The 25403-nt window shown below is 67.2% G+C and carries 27 protein-coding genes; 4 read left to right on the top strand and 23 right to left on the bottom strand.

The genetic code is table 11. From position 1 onward, the window contains the following. The 3 genes from infB to rimP form a co-directional block, all read right to left on the bottom strand. A complete protein-coding gene (infB, locus tag R2733_15185; GenBank protein ID MEZ5377849.1) occupies positions 1 to 2826 on the bottom strand; it encodes a translation initiation factor IF-2 in 2826 nt (941 codons plus the stop codon). 373 nt (positions 2827 to 3199) lie between these two features. Further along, complete coding sequence (gene nusA / locus R2733_15180; GenBank protein ID MEZ5377848.1) at positions 3200 to 4561, bottom strand: transcription termination factor NusA; 1362 nt, start codon at positions 4559 to 4561, stop codon at positions 3200 to 3202. Next, complete coding sequence (rimP, locus tag R2733_15175) at positions 4554 to 5243, bottom strand: ribosome maturation factor RimP (GenBank protein MEZ5377847.1); 690 nt, start codon at positions 5241 to 5243, stop codon at positions 4554 to 4556. The genes nusA and rimP overlap by 8 nt, the downstream gene beginning before the upstream one ends. A gap of 184 nt (positions 5244 to 5427) precedes the next feature. On the opposite strand from rimP, the gene R2733_15170 reads away from it, so the two are divergent. Continuing rightward, positions 5428 to 5856: a hypothetical protein gene (locus tag R2733_15170; protein ID MEZ5377846.1), complete on the top strand. Its 429-nt coding sequence runs from the start codon at positions 5428 to 5430 to the stop codon at positions 5854 to 5856. Positions 5857 to 5861: 5 nt separating this feature from the next. Here the strand turns inward: R2733_15170 and ispG are convergent, their stop codons facing one another. From ispG to R2733_15110, 12 genes are all read right to left on the bottom strand, one after another. Continuing rightward, entirely contained in the window at positions 5862 to 7100 is a 1239-nt protein-coding gene (gene ispG / locus R2733_15165) for a flavodoxin-dependent (E)-4-hydroxy-3-methylbut-2-enyl-diphosphate synthase (GenBank protein ID MEZ5377845.1), read from the bottom strand. 23 nt (positions 7101 to 7123) lie between these two features. Further along, on the bottom strand, positions 7124 to 8422 hold the full coding sequence (locus R2733_15160; GenBank protein MEZ5377844.1) for an RIP metalloprotease: 1299 nt from the start codon (positions 8420 to 8422) through the stop codon (positions 7124 to 7126). Then, positions 8419 to 9615 (bottom strand): 1-deoxy-D-xylulose-5-phosphate reductoisomerase, encoded by a 1197-nt coding sequence (dxr, locus tag R2733_15155; protein MEZ5377843.1) that lies wholly within the window; start codon positions 9613 to 9615, stop codon positions 8419 to 8421. The genes R2733_15160 and dxr overlap by 4 nt, the downstream gene beginning before the upstream one ends. Continuing rightward, positions 9612 to 10901, bottom strand: a complete 1290-nt coding sequence (locus tag R2733_15150) for a CDP-archaeol synthase (protein ID MEZ5377842.1) — start codon at positions 10899 to 10901, stop codon at positions 9612 to 9614. The genes dxr and R2733_15150 overlap by 4 nt, the downstream gene beginning before the upstream one ends. Before the next feature lie 84 nt (positions 10902 to 10985). Next, positions 10986 to 11555: a ribosome recycling factor gene (gene frr, locus R2733_15145; protein ID MEZ5377841.1), complete on the bottom strand. Its 570-nt coding sequence runs from the start codon at positions 11553 to 11555 to the stop codon at positions 10986 to 10988. Beyond that, positions 11552 to 12283, bottom strand: coding sequence for a UMP kinase (gene pyrH / locus R2733_15140; GenBank protein ID MEZ5377840.1), 732 nt, complete (start codon positions 12281 to 12283; stop codon positions 11552 to 11554). The genes frr and pyrH overlap by 4 nt, the downstream gene beginning before the upstream one ends. Positions 12284 to 12436: 153 nt before the next feature. Further along, on the bottom strand, positions 12437 to 13216 hold the full coding sequence (tsf, locus tag R2733_15135) for a translation elongation factor Ts (GenBank protein ID MEZ5377839.1): 780 nt from the start codon (positions 13214 to 13216) through the stop codon (positions 12437 to 12439). A 38-nt stretch (positions 13217 to 13254) separates the two neighbouring features. Next, entirely contained in the window at positions 13255 to 14226 is a 972-nt protein-coding gene (gene rpsB / locus R2733_15130) for a 30S ribosomal protein S2 (GenBank protein ID MEZ5377838.1), read from the bottom strand. 360 nt (positions 14227 to 14586) lie between these two features. Further along, positions 14587 to 16245 (bottom strand): peptidoglycan DD-metalloendopeptidase family protein, encoded by a 1659-nt coding sequence (locus R2733_15125; GenBank protein ID MEZ5377837.1) that lies wholly within the window; start codon positions 16243 to 16245, stop codon positions 14587 to 14589. A 373-nt stretch (positions 16246 to 16618) separates the two neighbouring features. After that, entirely contained in the window at positions 16619 to 17395 is a 777-nt protein-coding gene (gene whiG / locus R2733_15120) for an RNA polymerase sigma factor WhiG (GenBank protein MEZ5377836.1), read from the bottom strand. A gap of 282 nt (positions 17396 to 17677) precedes the next feature. After that, positions 17678 to 18874, bottom strand: a complete 1197-nt coding sequence (locus R2733_15115; protein MEZ5377835.1) for a DNA-processing protein DprA — start codon at positions 18872 to 18874, stop codon at positions 17678 to 17680. Continuing rightward, a complete protein-coding gene (locus R2733_15110; protein ID MEZ5377834.1) occupies positions 18874 to 20388 on the bottom strand; it encodes a YifB family Mg chelatase-like AAA ATPase in 1515 nt (504 codons plus the stop codon). Before R2733_15110 ends, R2733_15115 begins: the two co-directional genes overlap by 1 nt. 209 nt (positions 20389 to 20597) lie before the next feature. On the opposite strand from R2733_15110, the gene R2733_15105 reads away from it, so the two are divergent. Beyond that, positions 20598 to 20858: a hypothetical protein gene (locus R2733_15105; GenBank protein ID MEZ5377833.1), complete on the top strand. Its 261-nt coding sequence runs from the start codon at positions 20598 to 20600 to the stop codon at positions 20856 to 20858. 44 nt (positions 20859 to 20902) lie between these two features. On the opposite strand, the gene R2733_15100 is transcribed toward R2733_15105, so the two are convergent. Continuing rightward, a complete protein-coding gene (locus R2733_15100) occupies positions 20903 to 21289 on the bottom strand; it encodes a cytochrome c (GenBank protein ID MEZ5377832.1) in 387 nt (128 codons plus the stop codon). Positions 21290 to 21466: 177 nt separating this feature from the next. On the opposite strand from R2733_15100, the gene R2733_15095 reads away from it, so the two are divergent. Beyond that, positions 21467 to 21817: a hypothetical protein gene (locus tag R2733_15095; GenBank protein ID MEZ5377831.1), complete on the top strand. Its 351-nt coding sequence runs from the start codon at positions 21467 to 21469 to the stop codon at positions 21815 to 21817. Positions 21818 to 21899: 82 nt separating this feature from the next. Next, on the top strand, positions 21900 to 22214 hold the full coding sequence (locus R2733_15090; protein MEZ5377830.1) for an ArsC/Spx/MgsR family protein: 315 nt from the start codon (positions 21900 to 21902) through the stop codon (positions 22212 to 22214). A gap of 140 nt (positions 22215 to 22354) precedes the next feature. Here the strand turns inward: R2733_15090 and R2733_15085 are convergent, their stop codons facing one another. From R2733_15085 to rpsP, 7 genes are all read right to left on the bottom strand, one after another. Continuing rightward, positions 22355 to 22729 carry a YraN family protein gene (locus tag R2733_15085; GenBank protein ID MEZ5377829.1) on the bottom strand — a complete coding sequence of 125 codons (375 nt, stop codon included), beginning with the start codon at positions 22727 to 22729 and terminating at the stop codon, positions 22355 to 22357. Positions 22730 to 22772: 43 nt separating this feature from the next. After that, entirely contained in the window at positions 22773 to 23060 is a 288-nt protein-coding gene (locus tag R2733_15080; GenBank protein ID MEZ5377828.1) for a DUF2469 family protein, read from the bottom strand. A 27-nt stretch (positions 23061 to 23087) separates the two neighbouring features. Then, entirely contained in the window at positions 23088 to 23435 is a 348-nt protein-coding gene (gene rplS, locus R2733_15075; protein MEZ5377827.1) for a 50S ribosomal protein L19, read from the bottom strand. A gap of 150 nt (positions 23436 to 23585) precedes the next feature. Continuing rightward, positions 23586 to 24308 (bottom strand): tRNA (guanosine(37)-N1)-methyltransferase TrmD, encoded by a 723-nt coding sequence (gene trmD / locus R2733_15070; protein MEZ5377826.1) that lies wholly within the window; start codon positions 24306 to 24308, stop codon positions 23586 to 23588. 11 nt (positions 24309 to 24319) lie between these two features. Then, positions 24320 to 24793 carry a ribosome maturation factor RimM gene (gene rimM / locus R2733_15065; protein ID MEZ5377825.1) on the bottom strand — a complete coding sequence of 158 codons (474 nt, stop codon included), beginning with the start codon at positions 24791 to 24793 and terminating at the stop codon, positions 24320 to 24322. Beyond that, positions 24790 to 25047, bottom strand: coding sequence for a KH domain-containing protein (locus tag R2733_15060; protein MEZ5377824.1), 258 nt, complete (start codon positions 25045 to 25047; stop codon positions 24790 to 24792). The genes rimM and R2733_15060 overlap by 4 nt, the downstream gene beginning before the upstream one ends. Continuing rightward, on the bottom strand, positions 25044 to 25379 hold the full coding sequence (gene rpsP, locus R2733_15055) for a 30S ribosomal protein S16 (GenBank protein ID MEZ5377823.1): 336 nt from the start codon (positions 25377 to 25379) through the stop codon (positions 25044 to 25046). The genes R2733_15060 and rpsP overlap by 4 nt, the downstream gene beginning before the upstream one ends. Positions 25380 to 25403: the final 24 nt, after the last annotated feature.

Here is a 25403-nt window from a genome sequence, read left to right as displayed (position 1 = left end):
TCAGGTGCGGGGGATCTCCCGCTCCTCGTAGGTTTCGATGATGTCGCCTTCCTTGAGATCTTGGAAGTCGGTGAGGCCGATGCCGCACTCGAATCCGGACTGGACCTCTCGGACGTCGTCTTTGAATCGACGCAGCGAGTTGACCGCACCCTTCCAGATGATGGTGCCGTCTCGGAGGAAGCGCACCTTGGAGCCACGGGTGATGGTGCCGTTGAGGACGTAACAACCGGCGATCCCGCCCACCCGGGGCACCCGGAAGACCTCGCGGACCTCGGCTTCGCCGGTGACGACCTCTTCGAACTCCGGAGCGAGCAAGCCGAGCATCGCGTTCTCGATGTCTTCGAGGAGCTTGTAGATGATCTCGTAGTTACGGATCTCCACCTTCTCCTGCTCGGCGAGCTCGCGAGCCTTGCGGTCGGGACGCACGCCGAAACCGAGGATGGTCGAGTTGGTCGCTGCGGCCAACTGGACGTCGTTCTCGGAGATGCCGCCCACACCGCGCAGCACGAACGACAACTTGACGTCGTCTCGCTCGAGCTTCTTCAGGCTGTCGGTGACCGCCTCGAGCGAACCGTTGACGTCGGCCTTGACGATGAGGTTGAGCGTGGCGGTCTCGCCCGACTGGATCTGCTTGAAGATGTCTTCGAGCTTCGCGCCACCACCGGTGGCCGAGGCATCACGACCGAGACTGGCCAGGCGCTGCCAGTGCTCGCGGGTGTCGGCGACCTTGGAGGCGATCTTCTCGTTGGGAGCAACGCTGAACGAATTGCCGGCGGTGGCGACGTCGGACAGGCCGAGCACCTGGACCGGCTTCGACGGCCCCGCAGTAGTGACGTTCTCGCCCTTGTCGTCGAGGAGGGCACGGACCCGACCCCAGGCGGCGCCGGTGACCATCGGGTCGCCGACCGAGAGGGTGCCCTGTTGGACGATGACCGTAGCTACCGGGCCACGACCGATGTCGAGGTGCGACTCCAGCACCGAGCCGACGGCCCGACCATTGGGGTTGGCCCGCAGGTCTTCGAGCTCGGCGACCACGGCGAGGTTCTCGAGCAGGTCGTCGATGCCGTCGCCGGTCATGGCCGAGATCGGCACGTAGATGGTGTCGCCGCCCCACTGTTCGGGCACGAGCTCGCGCTCGGCGAGCTGGGACATGACACGGTCGGGGTCGGCACCTTCGCGGTCCATCTTGTTGATGGCCACCACGATCGGCACCTCGGCCGCCCGGGCGTGCTGCAAGGCCTCGAGGGTCTGGGGCATGACGCCGTCGTCGGCGGCGACGACCAACACGACGATGTCGGTGGCCTCGGCGCCGCGAGCTCGCATGGCGGTGAACGCCTCGTGGCCCGGGGTGTCGAGGAAGGTGAGGGTTCGACCATCGGTGTCGACCTGGTAGGCGCCGATGTGCTGGGTGATGCCGCCCGCTTCGCCCTCGATGACGTTGGCGGAACGGATGCGGTCGAGCAGCAGGGTCTTGCCGTGGTCGACGTGGCCCATGACCGTGATGACCGGCGGCCGCAGCGGGTAGCCGGCGAGCACGTCGTCGTCGACGTCTTCGTCGAGTTCGATGTCGAGCAGCTTCAACAGCTCGACCTCTTGCTCTTCACCCGGGTCGACGAGGCGGATCTCGGCACCGATGTCGTCGGCGAATGCCTGGATCATCTCGTCGTTGAGCGACTGGGTGCCGGTGACCATCTCACCGTTCATGAGCAGGAAGCGCACGACGTCGGCCGCTGTCCGGTTCAGCTTCGAGCCGAGGTCTTGAGCGGTGGAGGCGCGCTCGATGACGACCACACCTTCGGGCACCGACGCATCGGACGAGGTGTAGGTGGGCACATCCATCGGCGTGAGTTCCTCGGAGGAACGACGACGACGGCTCTTGCGACGGGGGCGACCGCGGTTGGGACCGCCACCACCGGGGCGGCCACCACCACCGGGGCGACCACCACCACCGGGAGGGCCACCACGACCGGGGAACCCACCGGGGCCGCCAGGAGGCGCTCCGCCGGGAGCGGGACGCGCCCCACCAGGGCCGCCGCGATAGCCACCCGAACCGGGGCCACCACGACCGGGGGTCGGGGCAGGACGAGGCTTGCCACCGCCGGGAGGCGGCGGGATGGGCTTGCCACTACGACCACGGGGCGGACCGGGGGGAGGCGGAATTGGCTTACCACCCGGAGTACGCGGGGGCGACGGCGGACCGTCGGCCGCCGGACGAGTCCCGGGCGGCGCAGGCTGCGGGGCGCGTGGCGGCGCCTTCGGTGCGGCGTCGGCCACCGCCGGCGCCGGTGCTTCAGCAGCGGGAACAGCCGCAGGCGCCGCAGGAGCCTCGGCCGCAGGCGCCACAACAGGTTCGGCGACGGGAGCAGGGGCTTCGGCCGCTGGGGCGGGAGCGGCGGCCGGAGCTTCGACGGGCGGGGCTGGCGCTGGCGCTGGAGCCTCGGCCGCAGGGCGCGGTGCAGGACGAGCCGCCGGGGGCGGCGGTGGGCTGGCCGGACGGGCGGGCTCAGGGCGCGATCCGCCCGACGACACGACGCCGCCCGAGGTGCCGCTGGCGGTCGACTTCACCGCTCGAGCCTTCTTGGCGATCGGCGGGGCCGGCTTCTCTGGCTCGGGTTCCGGCTCGGGCTCGTTGTCGTCGTCTTCGACCACGTCACGGACGAGACCTTCACGGTGCGCCTTGCGCCGCAACCGGTCCGCCTGGGCCTCGACGATGCTCGACGAGTGGCTCTTCACCCCGATGCCGAGTTGCTCACACAACTCGAGGGTCTCCGCGTTGGAGAGACCCAGTTCTCTCGCTAGCTCGTAGACGCGGACTTTGGATGCCACAGGTAAATCTCACCCTCGAGGGTTGGCGGCTCATCGTGAGCCGGACGCGGCCACGGCGGCAGCGCGAAACGAACTCAGAGCCTACCCCGGCCGTGCGGTTGTACCACGTTGAACGCCAATGCCGAGTTCAGTCACCAACACCTCGATCAACTCACCCGAGACCGGGCGGCGGAAGGCGCGAGCGAAGCCGCCACGTTTGGCTGCCTGCTCGACGCACCCGATCAAGGTGTCGGCGCAGAGCCACGCGCCGCGTCCTCCGGCTCCGACCACCGGGCCGCCGCGGTCATCGAGCCGGATCCGCACCAGTTCGGCGCGATCGCGAACCGCCCGACACCCGATGCAGGTGCGGGGGTTCGCACGCTTCGTCGTCGACTCAGTCGTCGGCGACCTCTTCGTCGACCACCTCGCCGTCGGTCGCCTCTTCGACGGGGGCGGCAGCCTCGTCGACGGGGGCAGGAGCCTCGTCGGCGGCAGCGGTGTCGCTCGCCTCGGCAACGGCTTCGGCATCGCCGGCGGCGTCATCGCCAGCCTCGTCACCGGTCTCGTCTTCGGCCGCGTCGGCTTCCGATTCCGCCACGACCTCGGCGTCGTCGCCGTCGTCGGCCTCGATGATGATGTCGCCGCCCTGGTGCCACTCTTCGGCCGAGATCGCCTCGCTGCCGTCGGCCGGCTGCCACTTCTGCTCACCGGTCTCGGGATCGACGATCCACTCGCCCTGTGCCCATTCCTCGGTGTCGTAGTCTTCGATCCCGAGGGCCTCCTCGGCCAGCTGGGTCTCGGACTTGATGTCGATGCGCCAACCGGTCAGGCGGTGAGCGAGCCGGGCGTTCTGGCCCTCCTTGCCGATGGCGAGCGACAGCTGGAAATCGGGAACGATGACCTCGGCGGTGCCGGTGTCTTCGTGGATCCGGACCTCTTTGACCTTGGCCGGCGACAGCGCCTTGGCCACGAAGTCGTAGGTGTCCTCGCTGAAGGGGATGATGTCGACCTTCTCGCCGTTCAACTCGTTCACGACCATGCGCACGCGCGAACCGCGAGCGCCGACGCAGGCGCCGACCGGGTCGACGTTCTGGTCGTGAGACCACACGGCGATCTTGGTGCGGTGTCCGGGTTCACGGGCGACGGCCTTGAGTTCGACGATGCCGTCGGCGATCTCGGGAACCTCGAGTTCGAACAACCGCTTGACCAGACCTGGGTGCGTGCGGCTGACCACGATTTGCGGGCCCTTGGCGGTCTTGCGGACCTCGACGATGTAGGCCTTCAAGCGGCTGCCCGCCTCGGCCCGAGGGCCCACCGACACCTGTTCGGCCTGCGGCAGGAGCGCCTCGACCCGACCGAGGTCGAGCAGGGTGTAGCGAGAGTCGGTCTGCTGGACGATGCCGGTGACGATCTCACCCTCTTTGCCCGCGTACTCCTCGTATTTCTGCTCGCGTTCGACCTCGCGGATGCCCTGCATGAGGATCTGCTTGGTGGTCTGGGCGGCGATGCGGCCGAAGTTCTCGGGGGTGACGTCATATTCGTCGCCGAACGGCTCGCCGTCTTCGTCGATCTCCTGAGCCCACACGCGAATGTCGAACGTGGCCGGGTCGATGGTGACCCAGCTGTATTCGTAGCTGTCGGGCTGGCGCTTGTAGGCCGACTCGAGGGCGTTGGCCATGATGCCGAACAGCTTCTCGACCGAGATGCCACGGTCTTCGGCGAGCGCCTGGAGCGCATCGATCATCTCATTACTCATGACGAGAAGCCTCGCTTCGTGTTGACGACGGGTGGGGTTCCGAGCTCGGCGGTGGGTCGAGCTCGTCTTGCTGTTTGACCTTGGGCTGCTTCTTGGCCTTGGGCTGACCGGGCCGGGGCTGACCGGCGGTGCGCTGGTCGGGTTTCGCCTTGGCGGCCGACTTCTTGGCCGCCTTCTTCGCTCCCGAGGGGCCGCCGATCTTGGGAGTGGGACCCCAGGCGAAGACGGTGCGGGTCTTGGCGATGTCGGCGAGCGCGAGCAGGTGGGTTTCGGGGGATGCCAGGTCGACACCGTCGAGTTCGACGGCCTCGACCGTGATCGTGCCGGCCGCCTCGTCGAAGGCGCTCAGGCGGCCCTTGACTCGCCGGGGCTCGTTGCCGGCCTCGAGCTTGACGACGACGTCTTCACCGATGGCTCGGGCGTAGTGGAGCGGCTTGGTCAGCTTGCGTTCGACGCCGGGGCTCGACACCTCGAGGGTGTAGCGGCCAGGGACCGGGTCGTGCTGATCGAGGATCGGCGAGATCAGCCGATTGACGTCGGCCAGCCGATCGGTGGTGATGCCGTCGGCTTCGTCGACCACGATGCGAAGGCTCGATCCGACCCACTCGACATCGATCAGCTCCACGCCGAGGGTGTCGATCACGGGGCCCAACAGTTCGGTGACGTTGTCGACGACGGACATGGGGCCACCTCCTTCGTGGGCTCGGCCGGAATGGATCGAATGGACAGGGTTGTTCGCAACCGGATTGCCGGAGGCACGGGTGCAGAGCAAAGTTCAGAGACAGGGGTGCATGAGACAACAAAGGCGTGGGCCAGAGCCCACGCCTACCCGGCATGCCACGACAGCATAACCCTAAGATGCCGCCATGGGACTGTTGGGCTCGATCACCCGCTGGCTACGCAAGGAGTCCGCCGACATCGGCGAGGCGCTCGACGACGTCACCGAATCACTCGATCGTGACCTGAGTCGCAAGGAACGTGAGCTCGCTGCCAGCCCAGAAGAACGGATCTCGATGATCCAAGACGAGATCGCCGACGACCCGTTTGCCGCCATCCGTGACCGGATCGAGGCCAGCTCGGCACACGCCGACGCCGAGGCCGACGTCGATGCCATCGATGGGCCGGTCATCGAGGACGACGCGAGCGGTGCCGAGTTCAGGACCGGCGAGGTCGGCGACCACGAGGTCACCGAAGCGGAGATCGCCGACGCCGAGGTCGTCGAGGACGCAATCGTCGACGAAGACAGCGCCGACGAAGACAGCGCCGACGAAGGCAGCACCGACCGCGAGGGCTGAGCCGCTCAGTCGTCTCGCTTTCGCTGGATCTCGGAGATGATCACCTCGGTGTGGTTGGCGTCCTCGCCGCGTTCGCCGAGATTGCGATCGCGATCCTCTTCGGCGGCCCGTCGTGCCTGGTCACGGGTCGATGCCGCCCGCTCCATGGCCGCCTCGGTCCCGTGCTCGTTGATGAACTCGGCCCACTCGACGAGCGCGGCCACCATCTCCCGCTCGGGGACGACGGCGACATTCGTGCCCTTCACGAACAGGTGGCCCCGCTTGTTGCCGGCGGCGATGCCGATGTCGGCGTCGCGGGCCTCACCCGGACCATTCACGACACAACCCATCACGGCCACCTGGAGCGGGAGCTGTTTGTCGGCGAACGCGGCCTGCGCCTCGGCCGCGATCTTGTAGACGTCGATCTCGGCCCGACCACATGACGGGCAGGCGATGAGGTCGACGTTCTTGCGCTCTCGCAGCCCGAACGCCTCGAGCAGGGCCCGACCGGCCCGGGCCTCGTCGACGGGATCGGAGGTCAGCGAGTAGCGGATGGTGTCGCCGATGCCTTCGGCCAGCAACGTGGCAATACCGGCGGTGGCCTTGAGCAGGCCATTCGGTGGAGGACCAGCCTCGGTGACGCCGAGGTGCAACGGGTAGTCCACAGCATCGGACAGCTGACGGTACGCCTCGATCATGAGCGGAACGTTCGACGCCTTCACCGAGATCTTGATGAGATCGAAGTCGACCTCCTGGAAGTAGCGGATCTCCTGCAGGGCGGACTCGACCATGGCCTCGGGCGTGACGCGGCCGCCGTACTTCTCGTAGAGCTTGGGGTCGAGGCTGCCGCCGTTGACGCCGATCCGGATCGGCACGCCACGGTCCTTGGCTTCCTGCGCGACCGCCTTGATGTGTTCCGGCTTGCGGATGTTGCCCGGGTTGAGCCGCAGGCAGTGGACCCCGGCTTCGAGGGCTTCGAGCGCACGCCGGTACTGGTGGTGGATGTCGGCGACGATCGGCACCGGGCTCCGGGGCACGATCTTGGCCAGGCCGACGGCCGCCTCGGGCTCGTTGCAGGTGCAGCGCACGATGTCGCACCCGGCCGCAGCGAGTGCGTAGATCTGCTGCAGCGTGGCTTCGTGATCAGCGGTCTTGGTGATGGTCATCGACTGCACCGTGATCGGGGCTCCGCCACCGACCGGCACATTGCCGACCATGATCTGCTTGGTCTTCTTGCGTGGGAAGGTGACCGCTCCAGCGTCCATGCGTCGAATCTATCGGCGAGTGATCAACCGATGGGTTGGACGATGTCGAGCCAGACCGTCGACATCATCAGGAACGCCAGCAGCGCCACGACGGCGTAGGTGAGTGGCAGCAGCTTGGCCACATCGACCTCGTGGCGCCGGCCCTTGCGCGAGCGAAGCTTCTCGTAGGTGGCAATGGCGGCGTGGCCCCCATCGAGCGGGAGGAGCGGCACCAGGTTGATGAGGCCGACCGAGACGTTGACCAGCGCCAGCATCTCGATCGGGATCGACCAATCGAAGCCCGGATTCCCGGCGATCCGGACGGCGCCGACTACCGAGATCGGCCGGTCCTCGATCTCGCCGGTGTCGGGATCGGTGCCCGAGTTCGAGTCGAAGACCGCCGAGGCAAGCCGCCCGAAGGTCGACGGGCTGAGGAAGTCGGGAATGAACCCGAGCGTCTGGACGAACATCGAGCCGAACTGCTCGGCGCCCGCGAGCGGCCCGTAGGTGACGCGGTCGAAGGTGGGTCCGATGCCGATGAACCCTCGGGTGGTGCCGTCGGGGTCGGTGTACTCCACCAGTTCGACCGTCGACGTGGTGGTCGTGCCGTCGGCCTTGCCGACGACGATGGTGACTTCTTCACCCGCCCGGTCCTCGACCGCCGGGCGCAGATCGTCCCACGTCGGGATCGGGACGCCGTCGATCGACACGATCGTGTCACCCGGCTCGATCCCGGCCGCCACGGCCGGCACTTCACCGGTGGTCAGGCCGGAGATCTCCCCGACGGTCCATGCACCGGTGGGAAGCCTCGGCACACCGACCACCGAGTACAGCAGCGTGAACAGCACGATGGCCTGGAGGAAGTGCATCATCGATCCGGCGGTGATGACCACCATGCGCTTCCAGTAGGCCTGGTTCTTGTAGGCCCGGGGCTCGTCGCCCGGCGGGACCGGATCGAGGTTGTTCATGCCGATGATGCGGACGAACGCCCCGGCGGGAATGGCTCGCACGCCGTACTCGACCTCACCCCGTTTGAACGACCAGATGCGAGGTCCCATGCCGAGGAAGAACTGGGTGGCCTTCATGCCGGTCCAGCGAGCGGTCATGAAGTGACCGAGTTCGTGCAGGAAGATCATGATGACCAGGCCGACGACCACCAGGAAGTAGCGGGGTCCGGCGGCGAAGTACAAGAACGCGAACAGCCCCACGAGCATGATGAGACCGAGCGGGTTCGACGCCGGTTCGGCGTCGGGTGCGTCGACCGGATCGCCCATCACCCACGAGCCGCGACGCTGTTCGGGGTCGGGAGGGTTCATCTGTTGCAGATCGGTGGCGCTGGTCACGCATGTTCCTTTCCAGCGACGATGGCCGCAGCATGGGCACGAGCCGCGGCGTCACCGTCGAGAACCCCGTCGAGGGTCAATCCATTTCCACCATCATGCATGCTGAGGACCACCTCGTTGACGTCAGCAATATCGACCCAACGGATCCGACCCTGTAGGAATGCGTCGACGGCGACCTCGTTGGCTGCACTCAGCCAGGCCGGTGCCGTTCCGCCGAGGCGACCCGCGGCGTACGCAAGACCGAGACAGGGGAAGGCGTCGAGGTCGGGCGGTTCGAAGTCGATCCGGCCGAGCGTGGTCCAATCGATGGCGCCATAGGCGACGCCTCCACGATCCGGGTAGGCGAGGGCGTAGGCGATCGGCAGCTTCATGGTCGGCAACGAGAGCTGGGCGATCGTCGACCCGTCGGTGAACGTGGCCATGGAGTGCACGATCGACTGGGGGTGGACCACCACGTCGATCTCGTCGAGGCCGATGTCGTGCCCGGCGTCGCCGGCGGGTCGCCCGAACAGCTCATTGGCCTCGATGACCTCGAGTCCCTTGTTCATGAGGGTCGAGGAATCGACGGTGATCTTCGGCCCCATCGACCAGGTGGGATGGGCGAGGGCGTCGTCGACGGTCACGGTCTCGAGGTCGGTACGACTCCGCCCTCGGAAAGGACCACCCGAAGCTGTCAGCTGGATCCGGGCGAGGCGTTTCGGCACGTCGTTCGATCGCAGGCACTGGTGGACGGCGGCATGTTCGGAGTCGACCGGTACCAGTTCTGCACCCGGCGTGCGGCGGGCCTGCTGCACGACCGGGCCGGCGGCGATCAGCGACTCCTTGTTGGCCAAGGCGAGCCGCTTGCCCGCCTCGAGCGCAGCGAGGGTGACGGTGAGGCCGGCGAAACCGACCACGCCGTTCACGGTGACGTCGGCCATACGGGCGCACTCTGCCAGTGCCTCGACACCGGCGCCGACCTCGATCTCGGCGGGCAGCGCCTCACGCAGCCGAGGACCGAGATCCGGATCGGCGATCGCCACGAACTGCGGCCTGACGGCGAGTGCCTGCTCGATCAGATGGTCGACCGAGCGGCCGGCGGCGAGCGCGACGATCTCGTAGCGATCCGGCTCGTCCTTGACGACGTCGATGGTCTGCGTGCCGATCGAGCCGGTGGAGCCGACGACGGCGACCGTGCTCGGGCCGTCGCTCATGCGAGATCGAGAAGGAGCGCGAGGTAGTACGTCGCCGGAAGGACGAACAACAGCCCGTCGATGCGATCGAGCACGCCGCCGTGACCGGGGAGGATGTTCCCCATGTCCTTCACACCGAGATCTCGCTTGACCATCGACTCGGTGAGATCGCCGATCGGGGCCATGATGCCGGCGAGCAGGCCGAGGATCACGGCGTGCTCGATCTTGATGCTGAAGGGCGAGACGTCGAGGATCCCCATGACGGCCCCGGCAGCGACGGCGGCGAGCACACCGGTGATGGTGCCTTCCCAGGTCTTGTTGGGGCTGGCGGAGTGGAACTTGTGGCCGGGCCGGCCGAAGACCGATCCGCCGGCCAAGGCGCCGGTGTCGTAGACCGCCGTACAGACGATGGCGGCGACGATCATCGAACTGCCGTCTTCGAGCTTGAGTAGCAGCCCGGCGAATCCGGCGGTGACACCGATCCACCCGACACCGAGGAACGTCAGGCCCAGATTGAGCGCCGGTCGCTGGGTGTCGGCACCGGACAGGTACCAGAGCGCCCCGAACACGACCATCAGCGCGAGCACCATCGCGAACGCGGCATCACCCCGGTAGTAAACTGACACCGGGAGCGCAGCGGTGGCAACGAGCCCGAGGAGCGTGGCCGGATGGCTGCCCGCTCGGCGCATCGCGTCGAAGGCTTCGACGGCAGCGAGGACGGCGACGACCGTGATGAGCGCCAACGCCGGCAGATTGCTCTCGCGCCGGAAGATGAGCAGCGCGACCGCGGCCAACGCCAGCCCAACGCCGATGGCTTGAGGAATGTTGCGTTCACCGGTGGGGGCATCGAGTCGGCTGGGGCGAGTGGCGCGAGCCCGTGCGGGTGCCACGCGTTGGGGATCGCCGGCGGACGATTCGTCGAATTCCTCGGGGAGGACGTCGTCGTCGATGACGACCTTCTTCCTCGGTGCGTCGCCGAGCACGACATCCAGATCGTCGCCTGCCCACTCGGGGCCCTCGCCATGCCATCGCGGACCACCGAGGTCGCTCCAGTTCTCGTCACCGGAGGAGGCCACCACCTTCGGGACCTGGCCCGTGGCGGGCTCGGTCCAGTGCGGCAGATCGACCGGTGCCGCCGTCGGCACCACCGGATCGGGTTCGATCACGACCTCGTCGAGCGACACGATCGGCACGGGTCCGAACTTGTTGGGGTCGTACTCTGGCGGCGGATCGAAGTCGAAGATCCCGGGCGCCTGCGAACTGCTGGTGGTCTCTGGTTCGGTGTCGTCGCTCACGTTGGGGGCCATCTCGTTCCTTGGCAGATGAGCGGTGCGCCGCACCACTCGATGGTGTTCGGGGTGCTGTCGGTGCGTAGGTGCACCTCCAGCCGATCAGACCTCGAGGAGCTCGGATTCCTTGTCCTCGAGTGCGGCATCGATCTGAGCTTCCGCCGCCTGGGTGGTCTTGTCGAGTTCCTTCTCGGACCGGTCGAGATCGTCCTTCGACATCTGACCGTCCTTCTCGGCCGCCTCGAGTTCCTTTCGGGCCTCTCGACGAACGTTGCGGATGGCGACCCGGCCGTCTTCGGCCATCGACTTCACCAACCGGACCAGCTCCTTGCGGCGCTCTTCGGTGAGCGGCGGGAAGTTGAGACGGATCGAGCGCCCATCGCTGGAGGGCGACAGTCCGAGGTCGGAGTTGCGGATGGCTCGCTCGATGGCGTCGATATTGGCCGGATCGTGGGGTGTGATGGCCAGCTGACGAGCTTCCGGCACCGAGATCGACGCCAGCTCGAGGATGGCCATTTCGACACCGTAGGCCTCGGCTCGAATACGTTCGACCAGCTGAGGGGCGGCGCGGCCACTTCGGATCTTGGAGAATTCCTGCTTCGCGTGGGTGATCGCCTTGGCCATACGATCGCTCGCGTCGTCCAGCACCAGTTCGATCAGCTCGTCACTCATGAGACCAGCGTACCGATGGATTCGCCACAGAGCAGGGAACGCAGGTTGCCATCGCCCAACAGGTCGAACACGACGATCGGCATGTCGTTGTCCATGCTGTGGGTGATGGCGGTGGAATCCATCACCTTCAGACCGTCGTTGAGGACGTCGAGGTAAGTCAGCTCATCGATCTTGGTGGCCGACGCGTCGACCCGCGGATCGGCGGTGTAGATGCCGTCGACCCCGCCGTGCGTGCCCTTGATCAGCACGTCGGCGTCGATCTCGACGGCCCGCAGTGCCGCCGTGGTGTCCGTGGTGAAGAAGGGGTTGCCGGTGCCGGCAGCGAAGATGACCACACGGCCCTTCTCGAGGTGGCGAATGGCCCGGCGGCGGATGTACTCCTCGGCGACCTGCGGCATCCGGATGGCCGACTGGACCCGAGTGGGAACGCCCCGCTGCTCGAGCACATCCTGGAGCGCCAACGCGTTCATCACGGTCGCCAGCATGCCCATGTAGTCGGCCTGGGCCCGGTCGAGCCCACCCTCGGCGCCGGTCATCCCTCGCCAGATGTTGCCGCCGCCGACCACGATCGCCATCTCGGCACCCAGGTTGTACCGGGCATCCATGATGTCTTCGGCAATGCGCTGGACGACCGCACCATCGATCCCGATGCCCTTGTCGCCGGCGAAGGCCTCGCCCGAGACCTTCAGCAGGACCCGTTTCCACCGGAGAGTCGATTGATCTGCCATGCGTGCTCCTTCGAGAGTTCGAGCGGGCCGGGTCGAGACGCGACCGAGCCCCGGGCGAGGTTATCGCCCAGGGCTCGGTCGATTTCAACGATGCTGACGATTGCCCAAGCGGGCAACGTGCAGCTGCCCAAGCGGGCAGCGAGTAGCGAGAGGTCAGCCGATCGTGGACAGCACGAATCGAGTGATCGAACCACTCCCGATGCGCTGCGACACGGTCTCCTTCTCGCCGAGGACGCCCTGCTCGAGCAGGACGCGCTCGCCGAACCAGGAATTCAGGCGGCCGTCGACGATCTTCTCCCACGCTGCTTCTGGCTTGCCCTCGCTCTTGGTGATGTCGAGCAGCGCGGAGCGCTCCTTCGCAACCTCGTCGGCCGGGACATCCTCGCGGGTCAAGTAGGTGGGCTTGGCGAACGCCACGTTGAGCGCCACCTCGTGGAGCGTGTCGGCGTCGACACCTTCACCCTCGACCAGCACACCGGCGCGACCGCCGCCGTGGAGGTAGGCATCGATGGTCTTGCCGTCGGAGGCGAGGAAGCGCTCGACGGTGCCGATCTCGATGTTTTCCTTGATGACGAGCTTGAGGTCTTCGATGGCCTCTTGCTTCTCGGCAACGGCCTCGGGGCCCTTGGCCAGCACGAGGTCGGCCAGCTCCTGGACCAGCGCCTGGAAGGCGTCGGACTTCGCGGAGAAGTCGGTCTCGGACTTGAGCTGCACGAGTGCAGCGCCGGTGTCGTCCTGGGCGATAGCAATGACGCCTTCGGCGTTCTCGCGATCCGCTCGGGTGGCGGCCTTGGCCAGCCCCTTTTCACGAAGGATCTGGACGGCGCCGTCGAAGTCGCCGCCCGAATCGACCAGGGCGCGCTTGGCGTCCATCATGCCGGCGCCGGTCGACTTCCGAAGTTCTTGCACGTCTTTCGCGCTGAAATCAGCCATGAAACGTTCCTCTCGAATGGATTCGTGATGCGGGACGATCAGCTCTCGGCTGCGTCGTCGGATGCGGACTCGGCGGCAGCTTCCTCGGCGGGAGCCTCCTCGGCGGCAGCTTCGGCGGCCGGGGCTTCGGCAGCAGCAGCGGCAGCCTCGGCGGCTTCGGCCTGCTCGGCGGCCTTGGCGGCAGCGAGGCGGGCCTCGCGGGCTGCGGCCTCGGCGGCAGCGGCGGAACGGGCGGCTTCCTGACGGGCGGCGAACTCGGCCTCTTCCTCGGGCGAGCGCTCGATGACCTCGGCCGGGGCCGTGGGCACGCCGTGCTTGGAGGCGTACATGAGCTTGCCCTCGGCGATGGCCTCGGCGATGACACGGGTCATCAGCTCGGCCGAGCGGATGGCGTCGTCGTTGCCCGGGATCGGGAAGGTGATGAGGTCGGGGTCGACGTTGGTGTCGACGACGGCGACGATCGGGATGTTCAGCTTGCGAGCCTCGGTGACTGCGATGTGTTCCTTGATGGTGTCGAGAATGAACACCACGTCGGGCGACTTCGCCATGGTCTTGATACCGCCGATGTTGCGGTCGAGCTTCTCGAGCTCACGGGTGTAGAGCAGGGCTTCCTTCTTCGGCATCTGCTCGAACTCGCCGGCGGCGCGCATGCGCTCGTACTCGACCAGCTTCGACACTCGCTTCGAGATGGTCTGGTAGTTGGTGAGCATGCCGCCGAGCCAACGCTGGTTGACGTAGGGCATCCCGACCGACTGGGCGTGACGCTTGATGGGCTCCTGCGCCTGCTTCTTGGTGCCGACGAAGAGCACGGTGCCACCCTCGGCGACGGTGTCGCGGACGAAGATGTAGGCCTTCTCGATGCGCTGAAGCGTCTGGACGAGGTCGAGGACGTAGATGCCCCCACGCTCGCCGTGGATGAACCGCTTCATCTTCGGGTTCCAGCGACGGGTCTGGTGCCCGAAGTGGACACCCGCGTCGAGGAGCTGCTTCATGGTGACGACTGCAGTCACGTGATTTCCTCCGGTTGAGAGAACAAGCGGTGTTGCACGCCGAGGCGTGACCGTGGATGTGCACCACTTGCGAAATGAAAACGACCTGGACGTTCCAGACCGGAGTGGCAGCCTATCGGGACACCCACCCAACCTCGCACGCCACCCCGTTCTGGCCCCGAACGTTCTGGCCCTGACCGTTCCGCTCCTGACCGTTCTGTGCGTCAAACACCTCGCGATCCCCGTTCTGTGCGTCAAACTTCCCGGCTGCGGGAACTCTGACGCACAGAACGGGTGGGCGCGGTGACTCTGACGCACAGAACGGGTGGGGGCGGTGAGAATGGCGCACAGAACGGGGGTGTCTCGGCGCGGCGAGCGGAGTCAGTCGACGAGGGCGATGATGCCGAGACCCGTAGCGACCAGGTCTTCGGCTTCCTGGATCACACCGGTCTGGGCGACGGCGATCAAGTGCTCGGCCAGCGAACGACAGCCGGGCAGCCGACCGGCGATCACTCGACCGAACTCATCGCCAACGATGGACAGGCCCGGGAGCTCGCTGTGGAGGCCGGGGGCGTCGGCTACGTCGGCCGGCACGATCACGTTGGTGGCACCGTCCCACCAGGTTGCCGAGAGGGGAACGACGAGATCGGTCGAGCCCCCGATCGACACGACCCGCACGCCCTCGGGTGGGGGCGACGGCGGCTCGAGCGCCAGCGGCCCTGTCGAGGCCACCTGCGCAACCGAGATGGCGTCCCACACGTCACTCACCGGACCAATGGCATCAAGCGCAGCTGACGTAACCGACCCCGGCTCGACCGCAAGTGCGGCGTCGGCCAGGTTGACGCCCTGATGCGGTGAGCCGATGGTCACGACCGTCGACGGCAGCACGGCGCCCGGCCGCTCGACGAGCAGCTCGAGTGCCCGACGGGCAACCACGCCCCCGAGGCTGTGTGCGGCGATGTCGATCGGCTGCCCGGGACGGGCGACAGCCACCGCCTCGATCAGGTCGGCCAGGCGACCGGCAGCCAGATCGACATCGGCGTAGGTGTCCGACGGCCCATACGGCTGCGACCCGAGTGCAACCGCAAGCGAACTACCCCCGATCGGATCGAGACCGAACGGCGACGGCGTGCACCCACCGGCGTAGGAGAACCCGACGATGTCTCCCGGGTCGTAGCCAAGTCCCACCAGATCGAGCTGGCCGATCGATGCGTCGTCGCTGGACGAGCCCAGCCCTCCTACCTGGATGACGACACGCCCGGCCGCAGGAACGTCGGCACCAAGCGCGACCGCTTCACCGCCTCCCGCTGCGTCTCCACCTGCGCCTTCGCCACTCACACCTTCGAGATCTGCCTCGTCGGCACCAGCGCTTTCACCGCTGACACCCTCGACGCTCCCGCCGTTGATCGGGCGACCATCGGCTCCTCGTCCGCCGATCGCCCCTCCGTGCCCCGAATCGCAGTCTTGTGTTTGCCACCGCCGCACGACCTCCAGCCCCAACTCGGCGCTGTGTCGAAAGGTGACGGCATCGGCCAACGCCCGGCCGACCACCTCGACGCCTGGGAGGCTCCAAGTGCGAGCGGTCTCGACCGGCGCCGAACGGCCATTGCTCGCCGGCCCCGGGGTGAGCGCAAGGATCACCTCGGCGCCGGCGAACAGCAGTGCTGGGTCGATGTAGGTGTCACCGAGCCGTGCCGTCAGGTGGAAGCCCGGACCGGCGCGAGCGATGAGGTCGCCCTGCGCCACGTGTTGCCCTCGCACGACGAGCACCGTCTCGACAAACGCCGAGGTCGAGCGCAGGCCGTTGCCGTGATCGATGGTGACGTGCTTCGCTCCACCGACGGCGCCGGCGAACACCACTCGACCGTCAGCCACCGCAACCACGGGATCGCCCGAACTCGTGGCGTACTCGATGCCACGGTTGCCCGCGGCGTATCGATTCGCCGGCGGCCGAAACTCGTCGACTACGCCGGCATCGACCGGGACGATCCACGCCTCGCCGTGTCCGGACTCGACCGAACGCCCGGCACTGGCGGACACCGGGACCGACCCGACGGCGAGAACGGCGAGAACGCTGAGCAGCGCCGCAGCAACTTGAGTCGGGGCCGGCAAACGAACGGCCCGACAACGAATGGCCCGGCAAGGAGCAGCCCGACGACAGCGCACCCAGCGACCGCCGTCACGAACACCGCTGACGCACTCATCCCCTGTGCCTACATCCCCTGCGGCGACAGTGCCTACGTCGCCTGCGGCGACGGTGCATCCGCACCCGATTCCGACCATGCACACACCACCTGGTTCGGTTCGCCGTCGGGCGAACGCTCACGCTGGGGGAAGTGCAGTGATTGGGGGGGGAAGCTGGAGGTCGGACACATCCGTCGGGCGACGGCGTCCGCTGGCGAGCGAGGCTGGATCAGACCGCTTCTCGCTCGTTTGCCGTCAGTTTGGATCGCAGCTGGAGGACGGCCTTGGTGTGGATCTGGCAGACGCGGCTCTCGGTGACACCGAGCACCCGCCCGATCTCGGCCAGCGTGAGGCTCTCGTAGTAGTACAGCGTGAGCACGATCTTCTCTCGCTCACCCATACGGTTCACGGCGTCGGCCAGCGTCTGGCGCATCTCGACCCGCTCATAGACACCGCCTGGACCGTCGTGACGGTCGGCGAGCGTGTCGCCGAAGGTCATCGAATCGCCTCCACCACCGAGCATCTCGTCGAGGGCAACGAGGCCCAGGCTCGAGATCTGGTTGTAGATGTTGGTCAACTGCTGGTCGGTCATGCCGAGCTCAGCGGCGATCTCTTCGTCGGTCGGGGCGCGATGGAACTCGGACTCGAGCTTGGCCATCGCCCGCTCGACCGACTTCGCCTTGGCTCGCACCGACCTCGGGACCCAATCGATCGAGCGCAGCTCGTCGAGCACTGCCCCCTTGATGCGCGAGATGGCGTACGTCTCGAACTTGAACCCGCGGTCGAGATCGAACTTGGTGATCGCGTCGATCAAGCCGAACATGCCGTAGCTGACGAGGTCGGCCTGGTCGACGTTCTGAGGAAGACCGGCAGCAATACGCGACGCAACGAACTTCACCAACGGTGCGTAGTAGACGATCAGCTGGTCGCGGTCCGCCTGGTGATGCTTCTGTTTGTACCGCTGCCAGACTTCTGCCAGATCGGTTTCGGTTTCGATACTCGCCACGTCTCCCGCCAAGGTGTGTGGTCCTCCAGTTGTCGTCGCGCTGCCACGGGCCACACCCGTCAGCAATCGCTCCCACTCTCCGTCGGCACTTGACCACTCTTTGTGAGTATTTGGCGAAAGGTTTTCAGAAAACGTTGATCGTTCGGCCGTCGTTGCGTCGACCGGCGACCGGTCCGGGATGACCTCGATGTCGTCACGCGTCGAGGCTCCATCGGCACGCACCTGGGTGAATCCAAGGGCTTCGAGGTAGCGGGCGTGCGCAGCGGTGGTCACGGCTCCAACCTATCCGGGCGTTCGCCGGGCTTCGGACGACAGCGAGACGGTCGAACCGACCTGGCCGACCCGGCCGGCGACCGCCAGGTGTTGGATGGCCATCATCACCTCGGCGAGGCCGTGACCGCTGACCGCCACCAAACGATCGATCGACATGGAGCCGACCGCCAGCTCGGCGAGCAGTGATCGTTGGAGCGGGGTATCGCTCGCCGACCCGGAATGGCCCGACGTGCCGGTGTCGACGCTCGACGCATCGTCGAACAGCACACCCTGCGACGACGACTGGGTTCCGACGCCGAGAACGGCGAGCGCATCGGCGACGGAACACAGCGGCACCGCTCCGTCGACCAGCAGCCGATTGGTGCCGCTCGAGGCCGCAGAGCGGATCGAACCCGGCACGGCCATCACCGGCACCTGGCGTTCGATGGCTTCGTCGACCGTGATCAAGGCGCCACCCTTGGCGTGGCTCTCGACCACGATCACCACATCGCTGAGTCCGGCGATCAGTCGATTGCGGGCGGGGAAGCGCCAGCGATCGCCGTTGGTGCCGAGCGGTGATTCACTCACCACCGCACCGAGGCTCGCCACCTGCTCGGTCAGCGCCCGGTGGAACCGCGGCGACACCCGATCGAGTCCGTTGGCCACGACGGCGATCGGGAGACCGCAGGGTGCGCCCTGGTGGGTCAGGACACGGCAGGCCCCCACCGTGCCGGCATGGGCGGCGCCGTCGATCCCCAACGCAAGACCGCTGACCACGTCGACGCCGGCCGTTGCCAGCTCCGCCCCGAGGTCGTTCGCGATGCCCCGCCCGAGATCGGTACAGCGCCTGGTGCCGACGATCGCCGCCCTCGGCCGCCCATGGAGCGAGCCAGGGTTTCCCCAGACATACAGCACGGATGGTGGCTCGGGATCGCTGCTGAAGGGCCAGTGCGGGTCGCCGGGGACGAGTACCTCGATACCACTCGATCGATGTCGTGCGAGCGCGGCTTCGGCGTCGACGGTGCGGGCGGCCGCCTGCCATCGGGCGACCAGTGCAGCGTTCACCCCCCGAGGTGGTGCACCATCATCGATCGGGAGCGACCCTCGGCGCAGCCCGTGCAGCGTCATCGCCGCCGATCGCTCCCCCATCAGCCAGCGCAGCCGCGCCGGACCGACACCCTCGAGTTGCGACAGCGCCACGCGCGCCGCCCGTTCATCGTCGCTCATCATGCCCCCACCACCGAGAACGGGGTGGCGCGAAGCGCCATCGCCGTGGCGATCGCTTCCTCCCCCACCGGGCCGTCGCAGCCGGCGAGATCGGCCACCGTCCGGGCCACGGTGCGCACCCGTCGTACGCCACGCCCGCTCAGCAGCCCCCGCAAGAGCGTGGCCTCGATCAATCGCCGGGCGTCGCTGGTGAGGGGCGCCAGCGTGTCGAGGTCGCGTGCTGCCAGCTCGGCGTTGCAGCGCAACCCGCGACCGTGGGCGATCTCGCGTGCCAAGGCGACCCGATGGGCCACCACGGCAGTGGTCTCGTGCGGCGATTCACCGATCAGGAGATGCGGATCCGGCGGTTCGACCTCGATCCGCAGATCGAAACGGTCGAGCAGGGGTCCGCTGAGCCGACGGGCATAACGAGCACGGGCCACGTCGTTGCAGCGACAGGTACGACCGGGGCGGGCCTCGCCGCATGGACAGGGATTCATGGCGCCAACGAGTTGGAAGCGTGCTGGCATGACCGCACTCGAGTTCGCCCTGGCCACGCGCACCACTCCTTCCTCGAGCGGTTGGCGGAGCGCTTCGAGCACCGCCACCGGGAACTCGCCCATCTCGTCGAGGAACAACACACCATTGCTAGCCATCGAGATCTCGCCGGGCCGAATCGTGTGGGACCCGCCGCCGATCAGCGCAACCGCCGAAGCCCCATGGTGTGGCGCCCGGAACGGTGGTCGCCGCAGGAGGCCACTGTCGGGGATCCGAGCGCCCGCCACCGAGTGAACCTTGGTGACCGATACCGCCTCGTCGAGGTCGAGATCGGGTAACAACGCCGGCAGGCGCGCCGCCAACATGCTCTTGCCGGCGCCTGCCGGCCCGACCATCAGGAGGTGGTGACCACCGGCGGCGGCGATCTCGAGTGCCCGTCGTGCCAGCATCTGACCCCGGACCTCGGCCAGCTCGAGCCGAGGCTCGTCATCGGACGGATCGTGAGGACTGGTGGTCGCCAATGCCAGCGGGGCACCCTCGCCGGACAGGGCGTCGAACACCTCGCGTAGTGACCGAGCCGAGATGGCTTCGCCCGGTCGAACCGCCGCCACGCTCGACCCCTGGGCATCCGGCACGATCACCCGGCCCGCGGGAACGGCGTGGGCCAGCGCCACCATGCCGTTGACCGGTCGCAGCGACCCGTCGAGCCCGAGCTCGCCGAGGGCGCCGAGCCCCTGCACCGACTCGGGCGTGAGCTGCTCGCTCACCACCAGCACGCCGAGCGCGATGGCGAGGTCGAAGCCCGCACCGGTCTTTCGCACGCCGCTCGGCGACAGGTTGACGGTGAGCCGAATCTGCGGCCAGTCGAGGCCCGACGACAGCAGCGCCGCCCGCACCCGATCGGTGGCCTCGCGACACGAGGTATCGGGCATGCCGATGATGTTCATGGCCGGGAGGCCGGGCCCAGTCTTGATCTCGACGTGGACGGCGAGCCCGTCGACACCTTCGACCACGGCGGTGGGTATGCAAGCAAACACGGGGAGTTCCCTGTCCGTTGGCAACGAAGAGGGGGCGAACCCACCGAGGTCTCGCACACTAGCGGCGGGCACTGACACTCACGACCCACGCCGGTACTGCATCGATCACCCAGCCGCCATGGGCCGTTTGGTTCAGCCCCATGGCCGCTGCGCTGGGTGATGCTCACCAATCGATCAACCGGCCTCGCGGGCGTGCCGTCAGAGTCCACATGACGACGCCATCCGACCCCCGACCGATGCTCCCCGGCTGGTATCTGCGGGAAGACATGCCATCACGCGAGCGCTTCTGGAACGGCTCGATGTGGACCGATCTCGAACGAGATGCACCGCTGCTCTCGGAGTTCCTCGGCCCGATCGAGCCGACGATCAGGGCACTGCTCGATTCCTATGAACGAGCGATGGCAGGGCCGTCGGTCCTCTCCCGAGTCGCCTCGCACCAGCGCCGCGAGACGGCGACGATCGAGCTGTAGCCGACGGCTCCGGCCGTCGGCCTCGAAGCCCGTTTCGGTGGCGGTCAGCCGTCCGAGCCGCCGCTCTCTGCCAGCACCTCGCGGGTGTAGCGGACCACTGCGTCGAGCTCGGCGTCGTCGAACCGCCCGCCGAACGCCGGCATGGCGTTCCTGCCCTCGCTCACCACCACCAGCTGATCGGCGATGTCGGGGTAGGCGGCGAGCACCGCACCGTCGTTGAGCTTCGTGCCACGCCCGCCACCGCCGTCGGAGCCGTGACACGACGAGCACTGACGGATGTAGAGCTCGCGACCCTGTTCGAGGACCGGATCGCCGTTGGTCACCTCGGGCGTCGTCGCCGCCGCACACCCCGCGATCAGCAGCGTCGCTGTGACCCCGACCACCAGGGAGCGAACACGACCGGTCAAGACGGCCATCTCGGTAGAACGCATCCGCTGAGGATGTCAGCCCGGTCGCCGAACCACACCCGATGTGGCGAACAGCACCCATAATGGCTGGGTGGGATTCGACCCGAGGCGCCAACACCGACGAAGCACGTTCGACTACTACTTCGTGGCCGCAAGCGTCGTCGCGGTCGTCGCCCTCCTCGTCTGGGCCCTGTTTGCCTGATGTCTCGACCGAAGTCGTCACGGGATCCGGGCAAGAGCAAGGGACCCAACGCCAAGGAGAAGCGTCACCGGGCGAAGCCGGCCAACGCCAAACGCAAGGGCTCGGCGGCCAAGAAGCGGCGTCGTTCGAGCGGGAGCAAACGAGCGGCCCGCCGGCCCGATCCGTCGGACGTCCCGGGGGCCGAAGTCCGGTTCATCCAGCCCTACGACGCCGTGAAGGGCTACGTGTGTCCGGGCTGCAATCGCACCATCCCACCGGGTCTCGGCCACATGGTGGTGGTCCCGCCCGATGACCCCGACCTCCGTCGACACTGGCACCGCGGCTGCTGGGTCAACCGGCCGACCCTCTGAGCCCGCCGGGTAGGGTGGACCAATGGCTGACGTGATCCTGTTCCACAACCCGCATTGAAGCTCGTCGACCGCAGCACTGGACGTGCTGCAGAACAAGGGCATCGACCACGAGATCGTGCTCTACCTCAAGGACAAGCCTGACCGGGCCACCCTCGAGCGAGTGCTCTCGAAACTCGAAGATCCGCCGGGCGATCTCGTGCGACGAGACAAGTTCTTCAACGAGACCGTGGTGGGGCGAGACGGCTTCGATCCCGAAACGCTCGACGACCCCGCGGTCGTCATCGAACTACTCGTGAAACACCCCAAGCTGCTGCAGCGGCCGGTGATCGAGACCGCCACCACCGCCATCATCGGCCGCCCCCGCGATCGGGTACCTGCACTGTTCACGTCGTCGTAGCCGGCGCTCGACCGCTGGAGGTGCGTTGGCAGTGGCGAAGGACGGCGGTGCGCCTCGAAGAGGCGAGCTTCCCCCGCCACTGCCTCAGCGCGGACAGCTTCGGCCGACACTCGTCGCACATCAGGGCAGCGCTCGAATCGTCAGAAGGCCTGCTCGTACATACGCACGTGCCCGCTGGCATCGACATCGGCCACGTCGAAGCGGAGTTCGACATATCCCCGATGGGGGCTGGCGGTCTCGTGAAGCCAGATCGTCGCCAGCTTGCGAACCTGCTGTTGTTTCGACCAACCCACCGCCTCGTGCCCATACCCGAATCGAGTCGAGGTGCGAGTCTTGACCTCGCAGATCACGACCAACGAGCCCTTCTTCACGATGACGTCGAGTTCGCCGCGCCCGTAGGCAGGCGGGCAGAACCAGTTCTGCTCGAGCACCTCGAAGCCCCGCTCGCGGTACCACTCGGCAGCGCGATCCTCGCCGAAGCGCGCCAGCTCGGTCCTGGTCCGCCCCGCACTCATGGCGACCTCCGTTGGCATCGATGATGCCCGAGGTCGCGGCCGCTCAGAGCTCGGAGGCCGGCAGCTCCTCGACGGCAATGCCCCGCGAACTCGCCACGGTCACCCGGTGCAAGAAACGCGTCTGGCGGTACATATCCCACACCCATGCGTCGGTCAGCTCGTATTCCACGAAGGCAGCGCCAGGTGCGGAGAGTCGCACGACCTCGTTGGCGAGGTAGAAACGGCGGTCGGATTCGACCACGAAACGAAACATCTTGATGACGTCTCGGTACTCCCGGTAGAGCTCCAGCTCGATCTCGGCTTCGTAGCGTTCGAGATCGTCGGTACTCACCGGTTCATGCTCGATCGAGCATCACGCTCAGTTGAAGCGCTTCTCTTTGACCTTGGCGGCCTTGCCGACACGGTCGCGCAGGTAATAGAGCTTGGCCCGGCGGACGTCGCCACGGCTGACGACCTCGATCTTCTCGATGATCGGCGAGTGGACGGGGAAGGTGCGCTCCACGCCGACACCGAAGCTGAGCTTGCGGACCCGGAAGGTCTCGCGGGCGCCAGCGCCCTGACGACCGATGACGACGCCCTGGAAGATCTGGACACGCTCGCGCGTTCCCTCGACCACCTTCACGTGCACTTTCACGGTGTCACCGGGATCGAAACTGGGAACGTCGTCACGCAGCTGTGTTTGTTCAACGATGTCAGTCAGGTTCATGACACTTTCCTGGTGGCGTAGAAGCCTCACTGGCGAGGAGGCTCGTGGAGAGCGAGGGCCGGAACGGCGCAGCAAACGAGGATATGGCGGCCACGCCACAATTCCTCTCCGCGAGACTGCTCCACGGCGCCCAGACCGAGCGAGCCCAGCTCAGTCCAGGTCGAATTCGGCGAGGAGGGTACGATCCGCCTCGTCGAGCCCACCGCGAGCGGCGATGAGGTCGGGGCGATGGTCGATGGTCCGTCGCAAGGACTGTGCTCGTCGCCATCGCTCGACGAGCGCATGGTTGCCCGAACGCAGCACCGCCGGCACCTCCCACCCCCGGTACTCCGCTGGTCGGGTGTAGTGGGGATACTCGAGCAGCCCATCGCTGAACGATTCGTCGGCCGCCGATTCGGTGTTGCCCAGCACACCCGGCACCAGCCGGGCGACCGTTTCGAGAACGACGAGTGCTCCCAACTCGCCACCGGCCAGCACGTAGTCCCCGATCGACACCTCACCGTCGATCAAGTGGGTGCGCACCCGCTCGTCGACGCCTTCGTAGCGACCACACAGCAGGGTGAACCCGTCGAGCGTCGAGAGCTCACGGGCGTAGGCCTGGTCGAGCGTGCGACCGGTGGGCGACAGGTACAGGATCGGCCTCGGGACGTCGGCTGCTTCGACGGTCCGGAAGATCGGGTCGGGCATGAGCACCATGCCCGCGCCACCACCGAACGGCGAATCGTCGACCGAGCGGTGAGGGTCGTCGGCGGCGGCGCGTAAGTCGTGAACACGCAGATCGAGGTGGCCGGCATTTCGGGCCCGCCCGAGGATGCTGGCCCAGCCGTACGCCTCGATGACCTCGGGGAAGATCGTGATGATGTCGACCCTCATCGCGGCCTGGCTCAGTCGTCGCCGTCGAGCAGTCCGGCGGGCACCTCGACCGAGATCAACCCATCCGATGTCGACAGCACGAAGACCATGGGGACCAGCCGGCCGTCGGCCAACTCGAGCAGGTCGCTCGCCGGGTTGGCAACGACCGAGACGACCTCGCCGTGATCGGTTCCGTGTTGATCGACGACCTTCCGACCGATCAGTTCGTGGACGAACAGCGCGTCGGCGTCGTCGAGCGGGTCGGCGACCACCAGCTTGCTCCGCAACAGATCGGCCTGTTCCCGACGGTCGACACCGTCGAGGTGGACCAACCACTGCTGCTGGTAGGGCTTGGCGCTGGTGACGACATAGTCGGCGTCACCGATGCCGAGACGCGAACCGACCGCCGTGCGTTCTGCCAGGCGGTCGGTGGTGAACTTGATGAGGACATCGCCACGAAGCCCGTGGGACTTCGCGACCCGGCCCACTTCGAGCCGCTTCGTCACTCGACGAACTCGACCTCGGTGGTGACGCCGTCCTTGGCGCCCGCAGCACCGACGACGGTGCGGATGGCCGACGCCACACGACCGCGGCGCCCGATCACGCGGCCCATGTCGTCTTTGTTGACGGTGACGTCGAAACGAATCCGAGCGTCGTCGACGCTCGATGCCTCGACCGACACGTCGTCAGGTGAGCTGACGACCGACCGGCACAGGTGCAACAGCACCGCTTCGGCGGTGGGGGCGAGGGTGTCGCTCACGCTTCGACCGCAGCGGACTCGGCGGCAGCGGCTTTCTCGGCCGCAGCAGCCTCGGCGAGCTCCTCGGGGGTCTTGCCGTCCTTCCAGGCCTGCATGGCACCGGAGACCTCGAGCAGCTTCTGCACCCGCTCGGTGGGCTGAGCGCCCACGGCGAGCCAATGCACGGCCTTCGCCTTGTCGATGATGATCTCGGAGGGCTCGGTACGAGGGTTGTAGGTGCCAACGATCTCGATGAACCGACCGTCGCGGGGCGAACGGGCATCGGCGGCGACCACGCGGTAGGTCGGCTGCTTCTTCTTACCCATTCGCATGAGACGGAGTCGAACGGCCACAGGATTTCCTCTTCAGTGATAGGA

It is taken from the genome of Acidimicrobiales bacterium, assembly GCA_041394265.1.
Taxonomy (GTDB): Bacteria; Actinomycetota; Acidimicrobiia; order Acidimicrobiales; family SZUA-35; genus JBBQUN01.
The sequence above is the reverse complement of the archived record's forward strand: the minus strand, read 5'-3'. Positions and strand labels throughout refer to the sequence as shown.